The sequence below is a fragment of the Ruegeria sp. R8_1 genome (assembly GCF_017743815.1).
Taxonomy (GTDB): Bacteria; Pseudomonadota; Alphaproteobacteria; order Rhodobacterales; family Rhodobacteraceae; genus Ruegeria; species Ruegeria lacuscaerulensis_A.
On sequence record NZ_JAGHRL010000003.1, the window covers coordinates 489,805 to 503,728 of the forward strand.

General features: G+C 58.4%; 18 protein-coding genes. 9 read left to right on the plus strand and 9 right to left on the minus strand.

Annotated features, from left to right (window positions below):
- The first annotated feature begins 164 nt into the window (after window positions 1–164).
- The 7 genes from J7380_RS09765 (at window position 165) to J7380_RS09795 (ending at window position 6,955) form a co-directional block, all read left to right on the plus strand.
- On the plus strand, window positions 165–1,397 hold the full coding sequence (locus tag J7380_RS09765; RefSeq protein WP_209195659.1) for an MFS transporter: 1,233 nt from the start codon (window positions 165–167) through the stop codon (window positions 1,395–1,397).
- Window positions 1,381–1,860 carry an Lrp/AsnC family transcriptional regulator gene (locus J7380_RS09770; protein WP_247742471.1) on the plus strand — a complete coding sequence of 160 codons (480 nt, stop codon included), beginning with the start codon at window positions 1,381–1,383 and terminating at the stop codon, window positions 1,858–1,860. Before J7380_RS09765 ends, J7380_RS09770 begins: the two co-directional genes overlap by 17 nt.
- Before the next feature lie 139 nt (window positions 1,861–1,999).
- Window positions 2,000–2,623: a lytic transglycosylase domain-containing protein gene (locus J7380_RS09775; protein WP_209195554.1), complete on the plus strand. Its 624-nt coding sequence runs from the start codon at window positions 2,000–2,002 to the stop codon at window positions 2,621–2,623.
- Window positions 2,624–2,632: 9 nt separating this feature from the next.
- Complete coding sequence (gene flhA / locus J7380_RS09780; protein WP_209195555.1) at window positions 2,633–4,720, plus strand: flagellar biosynthesis protein FlhA; 2,088 nt, start codon at window positions 2,633–2,635, stop codon at window positions 4,718–4,720.
- Window positions 4,717–5,490, plus strand: coding sequence for a flagellar biosynthetic protein FliR (locus tag J7380_RS09785; protein WP_209195556.1), 774 nt, complete (start codon window positions 4,717–4,719; stop codon window positions 5,488–5,490). Before flhA ends, J7380_RS09785 begins: the two co-directional genes overlap by 4 nt.
- A complete protein-coding gene (locus J7380_RS09790; RefSeq protein WP_209195557.1) occupies window positions 5,487–6,575 on the plus strand; it encodes a flagellar type III secretion system protein FlhB in 1,089 nt (362 codons plus the stop codon). The genes J7380_RS09785 and J7380_RS09790 overlap by 4 nt, the downstream gene beginning before the upstream one ends.
- Window positions 6,572–6,955, plus strand: coding sequence for a hypothetical protein (locus J7380_RS09795; RefSeq protein ID WP_209195558.1), 384 nt, complete (start codon window positions 6,572–6,574; stop codon window positions 6,953–6,955). Before J7380_RS09790 ends, J7380_RS09795 begins: the two co-directional genes overlap by 4 nt.
- Before the next feature lie 7 nt (window positions 6,956–6,962).
- On the opposite strand, the gene J7380_RS09800 is transcribed toward J7380_RS09795, so the two are convergent.
- From J7380_RS09800 to J7380_RS09840, 9 genes are read right to left on the minus strand one after another with little or no spacing between them, the layout of a single operon-like run.
- On the minus strand, window positions 6,963–7,484 hold the full coding sequence (locus tag J7380_RS09800; protein WP_209195559.1) for a flagellar basal body-associated FliL family protein: 522 nt from the start codon (window positions 7,482–7,484) through the stop codon (window positions 6,963–6,965).
- Between the two features lie 9 nt (window positions 7,485–7,493).
- Window positions 7,494–8,225 carry a flagellar basal body L-ring protein FlgH gene (flgH, locus tag J7380_RS09805; RefSeq protein ID WP_209195661.1) on the minus strand — a complete coding sequence of 244 codons (732 nt, stop codon included), beginning with the start codon at window positions 8,223–8,225 and terminating at the stop codon, window positions 7,494–7,496.
- Window positions 8,225–8,641: a flagellar basal body P-ring formation chaperone FlgA gene (flgA, locus tag J7380_RS09810; protein WP_209195560.1), complete on the minus strand. Its 417-nt coding sequence runs from the start codon at window positions 8,639–8,641 to the stop codon at window positions 8,225–8,227. The genes flgH and flgA overlap by 1 nt, the downstream gene beginning before the upstream one ends.
- Window positions 8,641–9,426 (minus strand): flagellar basal-body rod protein FlgG, encoded by a 786-nt coding sequence (flgG, locus tag J7380_RS09815; protein ID WP_209195561.1) that lies wholly within the window; start codon window positions 9,424–9,426, stop codon window positions 8,641–8,643. Before flgG ends, flgA begins: the two co-directional genes overlap by 1 nt.
- A gap of 21 nt (window positions 9,427–9,447) precedes the next feature.
- On the minus strand, window positions 9,448–10,158 hold the full coding sequence (locus J7380_RS09820; RefSeq protein ID WP_209195562.1) for a flagellar hook-basal body complex protein: 711 nt from the start codon (window positions 10,156–10,158) through the stop codon (window positions 9,448–9,450).
- Entirely contained in the window at window positions 10,158–10,430 is a 273-nt protein-coding gene (locus J7380_RS09825; RefSeq protein ID WP_209195563.1) for a flagellar biosynthetic protein FliQ, read from the minus strand. Before J7380_RS09825 ends, J7380_RS09820 begins: the two co-directional genes overlap by 1 nt.
- Before the next feature lie 4 nt (window positions 10,431–10,434).
- Window positions 10,435–10,725: a flagellar hook-basal body complex protein FliE gene (fliE, locus tag J7380_RS09830; protein ID WP_180887912.1), complete on the minus strand. Its 291-nt coding sequence runs from the start codon at window positions 10,723–10,725 to the stop codon at window positions 10,435–10,437.
- An 11-nt stretch (window positions 10,726–10,736) separates the two neighbouring features.
- Window positions 10,737–11,123, minus strand: coding sequence for a flagellar basal body rod protein FlgC (flgC, locus tag J7380_RS09835; protein ID WP_209195564.1), 387 nt, complete (start codon window positions 11,121–11,123; stop codon window positions 10,737–10,739).
- Window positions 11,124–11,135: 12 nt separating this feature from the next.
- Window positions 11,136–11,522 (minus strand): FlgB family protein, encoded by a 387-nt coding sequence (locus tag J7380_RS09840; protein ID WP_209195662.1) that lies wholly within the window; start codon window positions 11,520–11,522, stop codon window positions 11,136–11,138.
- Between the two features lie 87 nt (window positions 11,523–11,609).
- On the opposite strand from J7380_RS09840, the gene J7380_RS09845 reads away from it, so the two are divergent.
- A complete protein-coding gene (locus tag J7380_RS09845; protein ID WP_209195565.1) occupies window positions 11,610–12,950 on the plus strand; it encodes a FliI/YscN family ATPase in 1,341 nt (446 codons plus the stop codon).
- An 83-nt stretch (window positions 12,951–13,033) separates the two neighbouring features.
- Window positions 13,034–13,870: a flagellar motor protein MotB gene (locus J7380_RS09850; RefSeq protein WP_209195566.1), complete on the plus strand. Its 837-nt coding sequence runs from the start codon at window positions 13,034–13,036 to the stop codon at window positions 13,868–13,870.
- Window positions 13,871–13,924: the final 54 nt, after the last annotated feature.

Genomic DNA, 13,924 nt, shown 5'->3' on the forward strand with positions numbered 1-13,924 from the left:
TGCGATTTCGCCTCCGAGATAGGCGGTTTGCTCCGTAAACTCAACGCCATCCGTGGAACGCGGCCTATATGCGCGGGTTTCTTGACCTCGCGTTCCAGTGCTGGAAAATGGCGGCCACCCCCGTGTCGTTGATATCGCGCTTAGGAAACCCCGAGGTATCGCAAATGCTGAGCGTGCTGCGCAACCGAACCTACCGCCACTTGCTGGCCGCACAGGTCGCGGCCTTGACCGGAACCGGGTTGGCAACAATTGCCTTGGGTTTGCTGGCCTATGACCTCGCACAAGACGCTGCAGCATTGGTGCTTGGAACTGTTTTGACAATCAAAATGGTAGCCTATGTCACCGTAGCACCACTGGCTGCGGCCTTTGCCGAGCGCGTCGATCGGCGCAAAATGCTTGTTGTGCTGGATATCGTGCGCGCAGCCGTCGCGGTGTTCCTGCCCTTCGTAACCGAAGTCTGGCAGGTCTATGTGCTGATCTTCATCCTGCAATCGGCGTCTGCCGGTTTCACTCCGGCCTTTCAGGCCACCATCCCCGACGTGTTGACCGACGAACAGGATTATACCAAGGCCCTTTCGCTGTCCCGGCTGGCCTATGATACGGAAAGTGTCCTGAGCCCATCCTTGGCTGCAGCTTTGCTGACTATCGTCAGCTTCGACAACCTGTTCTGGGGCACCGCCTTGGGCTTTGTCGCTTCTTCTCTGCTGGTCGTTTCGGTCGCCGTACCTTCGCCCATGCCGACACAGCCCCGCGGGATCTACGACCGCACAACCCGTGGCATTCGTATCTACCTGAACACTCCGCGTCTGCGGGCGCTGCTGGCCCTGACGTGGACCGCTGCCGCCCTCAGCGCGATGGTCATCGTGAACACAGTCGTCATCGTGCGCACCGATATGGGGTTACCGGAAAGCGCAGTCGCACTGGCCTTGGCCGGATTCGGAGGGGGATCAATGCTGGCAGCCATCACTCTGCCCTCTTTGCTGAACAGGTTTCGGGACCGCTCGGTTATGCTGTTCGGGGCCACCACAGGCACAATTTTCATGGCCATGGCTGCTTATCTGTTTGCCTATTTCCCGATGACACTCCCTGCACTCGCCCTAATCTGGGCCTGCGTTGGGTTTGGGTATTCGTCCACCCTGACACCGTCCGGGCGCTTACTGTCCCGATCCGCGAAACCAGAAGACCGCCCGGCCGTTTTTGCCGCGCAGTTTACACTGTCACATCTATGCTGGCTGATGCTTTATCCATTGGCCGGTTGGCTGATGACAATGAAAGGCACGGCAGTGACACTGACTTGGATGACCATTGCTGCGTTTGCTGGTCTTGTCATTGTCAGTGTGCTGTGGCCTGAAAAATCACCCGAGGGGACCGCAGGTAAAGATGCGCCCAAGCCTTGAGGCTGTGCCCCACTCTGCCTTACACCTTGGCGTTATGGATCAACTGGACCGTCGTATCATCGCTGCCCTGCAACACAACGCGCGGGAATCAACCACCAAGATCGCAGCCAAACTTGGGTTGGCTCGCACAACCGTGCATGAGCGGATCAGGCGGATGGAGGAAAGCGGAGTCATCGCAGGTTATTCCGTTGTGCTCAACAAGGCCGAAGACGCCCCGCGTGTTCAGGTCGTGGTGATGCTGGAAGTCCAACAGAAAGAGACGACCCGCATCATCAAACGGCTTGAGGCTTACCCCGAGGTCAAGCGGTGTCTGTCAATCAATGGCGAGTTTGACCTGCTTCTGTCCGCCGAAGCCCCCAGAATCGAGGACCTGGATATTCTGGTTGACGAATTGGCTAAGATCCCCGGTGTTCTGCGCACCAATACCAGCGTTGTTTTTGGCCGCAGGATCGACCGGAAATGATTGGGCGCTAACCCTCTGTAAACCCTGCCGCAGCTAACCTGACCCGGATTGATCAGAATCCCGGACCGGCAGAATGCCCCATCGAACAATACCAGGACTTTTGGCGCTTGCGCTTTGCGTGGGCCAACAGGCGCTCGCCATGCCCAACCTCCGCACTGCAGACATATGCGATCGGGCCGCCCAGCGCGCGGCTACGTCCGAAGGCGTCCCGCTTGAGGTGTTGCACGCCATAACACGCGTTGAAACCGGCCGCGCCATTGACGGGCAGCTTTCGCCTTGGCCGTGGGCCATCAATGTCGAAGGAAAGGGCTTTTGGTTCAAATCCGAGTTTGAGGCAAAGTCTTATGTCTTCAATATCTTCAAGGCAGGAAAACGCAGCTTTGACATCGGATGCTTCCAGATCAACTACCGCTGGCATGGCAAGGCATTCCGGTCCATCGACGCAATGTTTGACCCCGATGAAAACGCCACTTACGCCGCACGGTTCCTAAAAGATCTTTATGCTGAGCTCGGCTCGTGGACCGCGGCCGCGGGGGCATACCACTCGCGCACACCCCATTTGGCACAGACCTATTCTGATAGGTTCCAGCGTGTCTTGGCGCAGTTGGACCACAGCGAAACACGCGCCATCGCGTCACGCGATCCGTTTACCGGATCGGCGTCTCCGCTGATCCCGCTGCGGGCCGATCAAGCGCCCGCTGGCGCGCTTGGGTCGCTGATGCCGTCGACCGGATCTGCCTCTGCCTTCATTTCCTTCAACTAGGAGCCTCGCGTGCCCAAGATCGACGCCCGTTCCCTGTTTTCCCCGACCGTTATGCTGGCAGTGGCTCTGATGACGGTCATCGTAATGATGATCCTGCCGATGCCAGCCTGGGTACTGGACGTTGGGTTGGCGGCCTCATTCGCGTTGGCCATTTTGATTTTTACGCTGACCCTGTTTGTCGAGCGGCCGCTGGATTTCTCATCCTTCCCGACGATCCTGCTGGCCTCACTTATGTTGCGGCTATCGCTGAACGTGTCCTCGACCAAGCTGATCATCGGTCAGGGCCATACCGGCCCCAACGCCGCGGGCGACGTGATTGAGGGGTTTGCCAACTTCGTCATGGGCGGCAGCATCTTTCTGGGTCTCGTGGTATTCGGCGTGCTGCTGATCGTGAATTTCATGGTCATCACCAAGGGCGCCGCCCGCATGGCCGAAGTCGGCGCGCGCTTTGCGCTGGATGGGATGCCAGGCAAGCAACTGGCCATCGACAGCGACATGTCCGCCGGTGCCATCGACCATCAACAGGCCAAAGAACGGCGCGAACGGGAACAGCAAGAGACTACCTTTTTCGGCTCCCTTGATGGTGCATCGAAATTCGTCAAAGGAGACGCGGTTGCGGGTCTGCTGATCACGTTGTTGAACCTTGTGATGGGACTGATCATGGGGGTGATCGTCCATGGGATGCCGGTTTCTTCGGCGTTTGAAACCTATGCGATTCTCACCGTAGGCGATGGTCTGGTTACGCAGATTCCGGCCGTGATCATCTCGATCGCGTCCGCGCTGCTGCTGGCGCGCGGCGGAACGCAGGGCGCAACCGACAGCGCGTTGTTCTCGCAGCTTGGCCGCCACCCGGCGGCGCTTGGCACCGTTGCAGTTCTGATGGTTCTGTTTGCGCTGGTGCCGGGGTTGCCGTTCCTGCCCTTCATCATCGGTGCCGGGGTTTTGGGGTACACCGCGTACAACGTCTACCGAAAGCAAAAAGCAGCTGACGATGCGGCGATGGCTCCGACACCGGATACAGACGCACCCGTTTCACAGGCCATTGGGGACATTCTCGACCTGGACGATGTGCATCTGGAATTCGCGCCCGACCTTGTCAGCATGGTTCTGAACCCCGGTACCGGTCTTGATGCACGGATCGCCAATATGAGGACCTATGTCGCCTCGACCTTCGGGCTGATCCTTCCGGACATTCGCCTGACTGACCGGGCGGATCTGCCCATGGGGACCTATGTGGTGAAGGTTCAAGGCGTCGAACAGGCACGCGGGGTTCTGAACCCCGATCTGGTTTTGGCACTGGTACAAGACGGACATGACCTGTTGCCCGACGGCAATGACGTGACCGAGCCGGTTTATGGTGCACCCGCCCGCTGGATCTTGCCCAAAGATCAAGAAGCCGCTGCAATGAGTGGTGCCACCATCGTCTCTCCACCCGAGATTCTGGCGACTCATTTGCTTGAGATCATCAAACAGAATTTCTCGCGCCTGCTGACGCTGAAATCCCTGCGCCGCCTGCTGTCTGAAATGACCAAGCTAAGTGATCCTGTTCGGGCCGAGGCCAACCGCAAACTATTGGATGAGTTGATACCGGATAAAGTGCCCATCGACACGCTGCACGCGGTGTTGCGGCTGTTGCTGGACGAGCGGGTCTCGATCCGCAACATGGCCCTGATTTTGGAAAGTGTGGCCGAGGCGCGCCTGACCACGACACAGCCCGAAGGTATCTGCGAACTGGTTCGGCAACGGCTGGGCTTTCAACTGGTCGCCGAAATGAAGCGCGAGGATGGATCGATCCCCCTGATTCAGCTGGCGCCAGAATGGGAGGACACATTCGTCACCTACCAGATCGACGCACCCAATGCCGGTCTGGACGTAGCTTTGCCGCCAAACCTGTTCAACAAACTGGCCGATGGTGTCGTGGACAGCGTCGCGCAATCCGCCGATCACGGGCTGTTCCCCGCGGTTGTGACCTCGACCCGGCGACGCAGGCTATTGCGCACGATCATGCACGCCCGCGGCATATCCAACCCGGTCCTTTCTTTTGAAGAAATCGGTCTGGAAGCGCGACCGGCCCTTGTTGGAACGGTTCCCGCGTGATCGCCCTCCCGCCCGAGCTATTGCCCCAGTTGGGGGACGGGTTTTGGCACCTTTTTGCCGTGTTTCTTAGGGTATCGGCACTGGTCTCTTTGCTGCCGGCATTTGGAGAGCGAAGCATCCCAACCCGCGTAAAACTTGCCATCGCGGTTGCTTTTACACTGGTGGTCAGTCCAGCCGCGCCGTCCCCTGAAGGTGGAACAGGCTTGTTGCCTCTTGTCCGACTTATCGGAACGGAAATTCTGGTCGGGATGGTTCTGGGGTTGGGGCTGCGTCTTTTCGTGCTGGCCCTGCAAACTGCGGGATCTATTGCAGCGCAGGCCACTTCCCTTTCCCAAATTCTTGGAGGAGCCGCAGCCGATCCTGTTCCAGCCATGGGATACATGCTGACGCTTGCCGGGTTGACCCTTGCGGTATTGCTTGGCCTGCATATCCGTGTAGCCGAGTTTCTGATCCACAGCTACATGCTGTTTCCAATGGGCACCGCGCCTGCGGCATCGGATCTCTCGCACTGGGGCGTTCGCAACATCGCCCAGAGTTTTGCGCTGGCCTTTAGCCTGGCAATGCCATTTGTGATTGCCTCACTGATCTATAACCTCGCGCTTGGCGTCATCAACCGCGCCATGCCCCAACTCATGGTCGCTTTCGTCGGTGCGCCTGCGATCACATTTGCGGGCCTGTTTCTTCTTTTTGCCGGAACACCCTTGATCCTGTCTGTGTGGTCGGACGCCCTGTTCGCATTCATTGCCAACCCGGTGGGGGCCACCAGATGAGCGCTGGTGACGACGAAAGCGACAAGTCCTTTGAGCCAACCCCGCAAAAGCTGCAGAAGGCACGCGAAAAAGGCGAGGTTGCAAAATCCAATGACCTGTCCGTCGTTGCCGCATATTCCGGATTTCTTTTGGCAATGTTGGCTGCGGGCCAATACGGTGTGCAACAGCTTGGGACCGTCTTTGTCGTTCTGATTGATCAAGCAGACGACCTTTCAGGTCTGTTGGTCCAAGGCCCTTCCGTCAACCCTGTCGGTGGGATGCTCAAGACCACCCTCGCCGCAGTTTCCGTTCTGTTTGCGTTACCTGCTGCGGCCGTTTTACTCAGCCTGATCGCCCAGCGCGCGCTGATCTTCGCACCGACCAAACTTAAACCCAAACTGTCGCGCGTTTCGGTGCTGTCCAACGCAAAGAACAAGTTCGGGCGTGGAGGCCTGTTCGAATTCGCCAAGAGCTTTGTAAAACTGACAATTTATGGAACCTGCCTTGCCTTGTTTTTGCGTGCAAACCTGGACGATATCCTGTCGGCAAGCGCTGCTCCGGTGCAATCATCCTTACTGTTAATGATGAACCTGCTGCTTCGATTCCTTTTCATCGTCGTAGTGATCGCCCTCGTGATCGGAGCAGTGGACTATTTCTGGCAATATGCCGAGCACATCCGGAAGAACCGCATGTCGCGCAAGGAAATCCAGGACGAAACCAAAGATGCCGAAGGCGATCCCCATGTTAAACAACAACGGCGGCAGAGAGCTCAGGACATTGCCACAAACCAGATGATGGCTGACGTTCCGAAGGCAGATGTGGTGATCGTGAACCCAACCCACTTTGCCGTAGCGTTGAAGTGGTCCCGCAAATCAGGATCTGCCCCCGTTTGTGTGGCCAAAGGTGTGGATGAGGTTGCGGCCTCGATCCGGTCGGCTGCCGGGACGGCAGGCGTCCCCATCCATTCTGATCCACCAACCGCAAGGGCATTGCACGCCACCGTCGAGATCGGCCAGGAAATCCCGGAAGATTTCTACCGCCCGGTCGCCGCTGCCATTCGCTTTGCCGAAACGATGCGCAAACGCGCGAAGGAACAGATCAGATGAAATCAACGAAATATGCGGATATCAGCGCGGCGACCGAGGCCGCTTTTCAGAAGGAATACCAAAACCTGAAACCTGTCCTCGAAGAGGAAGCGCGGATCAAGCAACAGCTGTCACGGCTGGACGGTCAGGTCCAGAAATCGCGCGTCGACGCGGGACAAACCAAAGGATACCAAGTGACCGGTACTGACGTCTTGTGGAGTGGATGGGAGTCCCGGACGCGGCGCCAACTGAACATGGAACTTGCTCGCGTCACGGCGCAAAAGCTTGCCTCGATGGATGCCTTGCGGTTGGCATTCGGGCGGCAACAAGCCGTAGAAAGACTTTCCGAGATGCAAAAAACCGAACGCCGTTTGGCGCTCGGCAAGAAGCAGACATACTAGTCCGGTTTCAGATGTCTTGTCGATTGACGCTCGTTATCAGAACGTTCTGAACGCTTTTCCCAAGATCCTTCTGCGCCACCTCAAGCAAAGCCTTGCGCAATACATCAAGATTATCAGAGGTGGTGAAGTTGCCATCAAATCCACCCATGTTGGCGTGATCGAACAAGACCTGCAGGAAACGATCCCTCAGCTTGGGCTCAATCGCATAAAAACTATCGGAAATCCCGCCATCCGCTTCAAGGCTCAGTGACATCGTAACCATGCCCGAGATCCGTTCGGCCTCGACAACCGGAATTACAAATTGTTTGGTAAGCTTCAGATACTCCATCCCGCCTGACTTGTCTTTCTTGTCAGCCGATTTGGACTTGGCGTCTTTCTTTTTTTCTTTTGCTTCAGTCTTGTCGGCTTTGTCCGCTTTTTTCGCGTCGCTTGGCTTTACCTCGTCCGACGGTGACAGAACGACGCCTGCGCCGATACCGCCACCGAGACCAACCAACAGAAAAATAACGGGAAGAAGTTTCTTAATCAAAGCGCGACCTCAGAACGGCAAAAGTGTATCAAGGACCTGCTGCCCGTAGCGGGGCTGCTGGACATCGGTAATCTGGCCACGGCCCCCATAAGACACGCGCGCCGAGGCGATTTTATCATAGGTAATTTCATTCTGTCGCGAGATATCCTGCGGGCGCACATAGCCTGTGACCAGCAGCTCTCGCAGTTCGAAATTCACTCGCAATTCTTGTGAACCGGAAATGGCCAGCACACCATTGGGAAGCGCATCGATAACAGTCGCGGCGACTCGCAATGTCAGCTTTTCCTTGCGCTTAACCGAGCCCTTCCCACGACTGGACGACGCCGAGTCGATTGAAACCGCTTCATCCAGAGACGCCCCTTCGGGCAGTTGTTCCAGCGCCCGCTGCGGCAGGCCAAACAGACCCGGTATCTCAAGGTTTTCAGACCCGGACCGGGACCGGTTCGTGTCGTTCGAAATTTCGGCTTTTTCGTCAAGTTCGATGACAACAGTTAAGATATCGCCTTTTTTGATGGCGCGCTGATCCCCCAAAAGCGATTTCTGCCCCCCGGTCCAAAGCGATGATTGGTCAACAGGCCGCTGCGGTTGAGTATGCAGTGGCAAACCCGGCCAGAGCATCGCGACATGTTCCGGAGAATCCTCCTTCGGAGTAAAACTGGGCGGTTTGCCCAGATGATCCACGCGGCCACAGGCCGACAGAGCGAGCGCGCCCAAAAGAAGTGTTTTGGCAAGTCCTGACATCATTTTACCTCGATTTGACCGTCGCGCCGGATGAAACCGGTCACGGTGGTTCGGGACGACAGATTCATCACTCGGATCCGGTCGCCAACAGCCCCACGCCCCAGCGCGCGTCCTTCGGCAGTGATTGACAGAGGCTGGCGTTCAAAAACTAGAACCACCAGGTCATTGCGGTCCACGAGTGCGGGTGGGCCGAAGTCACCCGCGCGAATGGGGCGACCGGGATAAAGCGCCACCCTCGCTTCCTGTCCCACCAGAATATCCGGGGTCGCAACCGCGCCGGGAACGTCCTGTTCCTTGGTGACAAGGTCGGTGGGCGCGATGATCTCTTTCGCGCGAATTGTGCGGGTTGGTACGACTATATCGGCAAGCGCCGCAGAGGGCCCTGCCAGGGCAAGGATCAAAAGAAATGTCCGCATCAGCGCACCTGTGTCGTCGCGCCCATCATCTGATCTACAGCAGAGATGACTTTGGCGTTCATTTCATAACCCCGCTGGGCCTCGATCAGTTCGGTGACCTCACGCACGGCGTCGACCGAACTGTCCTCAAGGTAACCTTGCCGCAACGTGCCTAACCCGTCCTCACCCGGAGTGCCGACTACGGGCGCGCCCGAAGCCTCGGTCTCTTTGAACAGATTGCTGCCGATCGCTTCCAGACCTTTGGCGTTCGAAAAGCTGGCCAATGTGAATTCACCCAACAGCTGACCTTCGGGCGCGTCGTCGAAATAGGCATAGACCTCGCCCGATGCGTTAATCGAGATTGATCTAGCATCGTCTGGAATGGTGATTTCGGGAGCAACAGCGAACCCGTCCGAGGTGACGATCAGCCCCTCGGCTGATCGCTTCAAACTGCCATCGCGGGTAAATGCCGATTGGCCATTGGGCAACGTGACTTCTAGATAGCCGCGCCCTTCCACAGCCACATCAAGATCGCTACCGGTGGCGGACAAAGCACCCTGCGCCAATTGTATGGTGACGGCAGCAGGCCGCACGCCAAGGCCAAGTTGAATGCCCGTAGGCAGAACTGTGCCGTCATTAGCGTTCACAGACCCGGCGCGCGCCATCTGCTGATAGTGCAGATCGGCAAATTCAGCCCGCCGCGCGTTGTAGCCCGTGGTGTTCATATTCGCGAGGTTGTTCGAGATCGTCTCGACCCGCATCTGCTGCGCGGTCATGCCCGTCGCTGCGATTTTCAATGCTCGCATGTCAGATCCTCCGTTCTAATGTCAGCGCATCAGCGCTTTGAGCGCGCCCCGCACCCGTTCGTCTTCGGTTTCAAGAAAGCTCTGGCCCAGCTCATAGGCGCGCTGGATTTCGACCAGCCGTGTCACTTGTTCGATCGCTTTGACGTTGGACCCTTCGAGAAAGCGATGAACGATCACCGGCTCTTCGACTGGCACTACGTCGCCGTCGCTACGGAACTGTGTGCTGCCTTCGCGCACAAGGGTCTTTGGGTCATCGACCCGGTAGACACCAAGCTGCCCCAGCAATTGCCCCTCAATACTGAGGGTGCCGTCACTGCCCACGTCGATCGAGGCCGCGTCGGGGGGTACAAAAACCGGCGCGCCATTACTATCCAGCACACGGTGGCCATCCATCGTGACCAAATCTCCCTCGGCGCTGGGCGAGAAGGCCCCGGCGCGGGTCAAGCGATTGCCGTCCGGAGTTTCGACCATGAAGAACCCATCGCCTTCGATGGCGAAATCAAAATCGCCCCCGGTCTCAGTCAGAACCCCTTGTTGCAGAGACGTATTGCGCACCTCGGCCCGCGCCATCGACAGGGACGGATTGCCGGGTATGTCGCGCACGAATTCGGAAAACACCAACCCCTGCGCGCGGTATCCGGTGGTGTTGGCATTGGCGATGTTGTTCGCCACCAGGCGCATTTCATTCATCAGCCCCGACTGGCGGGACAAGGTGGTATAGGCGGTATCCATCAGCGACCTCCGGCGATCAGCGGGACAAGGGTTGTGGTGAAAAACGTCACCAGCGTCTGGGTCATGAAGCCCATGGAAATCCAGAACACGATGACGATGGCGATCAGCTTGGGCACGAAGGTCAGCGTCATTTCCTGCACCGAGGTCAGCGCCTGAAACAGGCCCACGATCAGGCCCGAAACCAGCGCCACCGCCAGGATCGGGACCGAGGTGATCACCGCGACCCACAGCGCCTGACGCACGATGTCATAGAACAGACCTTCGTTGAGCATCGCGTCAGACCGGCATCCGCAGGATTTCCTGATAGGCCTCGACCACTTTATTGCGCACGACCACGGCGGTCTCGACCGCCAGTTCGGTCTGCGCCAGCGCCTGCACCAGCGCGTGTGGGTCTGCCTGACCGGTCATCGCGGTCTGCGAGATGGCCTCGGACTGTTTCAGCGTCGCGGCAAAATCCTGAAACGTGCTGCGCAACCCTTGGGCCATTCCGGCGTGATCGGGATCGGCCTGCGTTGCGGGGCGTGCGCCGGCATAGTTCTGGGCGGCATTGAGGGCTCGGATATCCATTCTGGTGTCCTTTATTTTCTGAGGAGTTCCATCAGGCTCGACGACATCTGACGTGTCTGGTCGAACATCTTGAGATTGGCTTCGTAACTGCGCTGCGCCTCGCGGGCGTCGGCGATCTCGATCATCAGATCGACATTTGATCCGCGATAATGGCCGGTCTCATCCGCCATCGGATGACCGGGGTCGTAAACACGTGACCCGTCGCGGCGGTCCAGCTTGACCCGCCCGGCCTGCACCACCTCACGCCCGTCTTTCTGCACGGTTTCGAACGGTACAGTCTTGCGGCGATAGCCGGGCGTATCGGCGTTCGAGATGTTCTCGGACACATGTCGCAGACGCGCCGATTGCGCGCGCAGGGCGCTGGTCGAGGCGGCAAGGGAATGGGAAAAATCGCTCATCTCACTGCCTCCTTATGACCGGCCAAGGCTGGTGCGCAGGATATTCATCGAAGATTTATAGATGGTCAGCGCGCGGTCATGCTGGCGCTTGACCTCGACCGCCTTGAACATCTCTTCCTCGACAGAGACACCGTTGCCATTGGGATCGCCCGAGGGCGCGACGTCATATTCGGCCCAGGGCTGCGACGCGTTGTTACCGTTCAAATGCCCGGCGCGCGTTGCGGTCATCGCAGCCTCGCGCCCGGTCATTTCAAATGCTTTTTGAAAGGCCTCAAGATCGCGAGGCTGGTAGCCCGGCGTATCCGCATTGGCCATGTTGCGCGCAATAACCGCCTGCCGTTGCCCTGCATGGGTTGCCATTGCGTGCGCTGTCTTAAAGACGTTCAGGTCATAGAACATCGGGGCTTCTCCCTCGATCAATTTCAATCAAGGCTTAACCCCGATTCCTTTAGAAACCGTTTTCAGAAACCCGTTGGAGAACCCACGATGCCTGATCTCGACCCAAGCTTGCTGAAATGTGAATTCGACCGTCTTTCTGTCGTGCGCCATATGGGGCGCGTGTCCAGTGTGGGCCACGGCGTCATAGAAATAGAGGGGTTGGAGGGGCAGGCCCGCATCGGGGATCATCTGACCTTGCGGCGGCGTAGCGGCCCTGACCTGGCCGGAGAGGTGCTGCATGTCGAATCGGATTTGATTCATATGATGCCCACGGCGGCACCTGATGGCGTTTGTCTGGGAGACCAGGTGATTCTAGAACAGACGCCTGATTTTGCGCCGGGGATGCATTGGCTGGGGCGGGTGGTCGATCCGTTTGGGAAACCGCTGGACGGCAAACCTCTGCTCTCTGGTACGCAGGAACGCGACATCATGCAGGCCCCGCCCCCCGCCGTGGCCCGCAAACCGCTGGGCGCGCGGATGGAGACGGGGCTGGCCATGCTCAACACCATGTTGCCAGTTGTGCAGGGGCAGCGCATCGGGTTGTTCGCGGGCTCGGGCGTGGGCAAATCGACGCTGCTGGCCACGCTGGCCAAGTCGATGCAGGCGGATGCGGTGGTGGTTGCACTGGTTGGTGAACGTGGGCGCGAGGTGAATGAATTCGTCGAACATGCGCTGGGGGCCGAGGGGATGAAGCGGTCGGTTGTGGTGGCGGCGACCTCAGATCAGTCGGCTCTGGCGCGCAGGCGTTGTGCCTGGTCGGCGATGTCGGTGGCCGAATATCTGCGTGATCAGGGGCTGAACGTCCTGTTCCTTGCCGACTCGGTGACGCGTTTTGCCGAGGCGCACCGCGAAATCGCTGTCGCCATGGGCGAATCCCCGTCGCTGCGCGGTTTCCCTCCGTCCGTCACGCCTCTGATCGCCGGTCTGTGTGAACGGGCCGGACCGGGCACAGCGGATCAGGGCGATATCACCGCCGTGTTCAGCGTTCTCGTAGCAGGATCGGACATGGACGAGCCCGTGGCCGACATCCTGCGCGGCGTTCTGGACGGCCACATTGTCCTGAGTCGCGAAATTGCCGAGCGCGGGCGCTTCCCGGCCATTGATCTCAGCCGCTCGGTCTCGCGCAGCTTGCCGGGTGCGGCGACCCAAGATGAAAACAGAATGATCGCCGAGGCCCGCAAACTGGTCGGCAGCTATGAGCAATCCGAGGTGATGATCAAGGCGGGGCTGTATTCCGAGGGCGCGGACCCGCTGCTGGATCAGGCCGTGCGGGTACATGAGGAACTGGATGCTTTCTTTGCCAAACCCGAACCGGATGGAATCAAGAACAGCTTCAACCACCTGCAACTGATCCTGCGACGGGCCGGGTCCACGCTGGCGCGACAGTGAAATCCGAACAGTTTTAAGTGTTAAGCCCACTTTAAGACCTGCCCGGCTACCCCTGTAGTCGGGTGATAGAAAAGGTGGTGGAGATGGGTGCGCAATCCAATGCGGCGCCAATCATCATCAAGAAGAAACGTGTGTCAGGCGGCGATGGCCACCACGGTGGCGCGTGGAAAGTGGCATATGCCGACTTTGTCACGGCCATGATGGCGTTCTTCATGTTGATGTGGCTGCTAAATGCAACGACGGAAAAACAACGCAAAGGGCTGGCGGATTATTTCTCGCCAACGATTCCGGTGAATCCGGTTTCGGGCGGAGGCGACGGAGCCTTTGGCGGCAACAACATGTTTTCGGAATTGACCATGGTCATGGATGGTTCGGGTGCCAGTCAGCGCAGCCCCACCGCCGCCCGTCAGGCACGGGGGTCGATCGGCGTCGCCAATGAAGGGGGCAAGCAAAGCACCGAGGAGTTCTCGACCCTTGAAGCGCGCCTTATGGGACGAACCGGAGAGAGCATGGTCTCGGACAAGGTGCTGAAACACATTGTCACGCGAGTGACCGATGAAGGGTTGGTGGTCGAACTGTTCGACACTGAGGATCAACCTCTTTTCGAATCGGGCAGCGACACACCGACTGCTATCATGCGTGCTCTGGCGCTATTGGTTGCCCGTTCTTCGGACCTTGTGACCAACGATATCGCGGTTGAGGGTCACGTTGGTTCGTCTCCGGTCGTGGTGGCCAGTAATCCGGTTTGGACAGTATCGACATCTCGGGCGCAGAAAGTGCGTCAGATGCTTCAGGATAAGGGAGTTCAACCAGTTCGACTGGATCGGGTCACCGGTCACGCAGATCGCGAAATACATGATGAGAACCCGATGGCGGCGCGCAATAACAGGATCGAGATCATCTTCCTGCGCAATTCCTGATAGGAAAAGGATAGGACGCATTTTACCTGTTAGCGCGCTGTTAAGGCCCAGCGC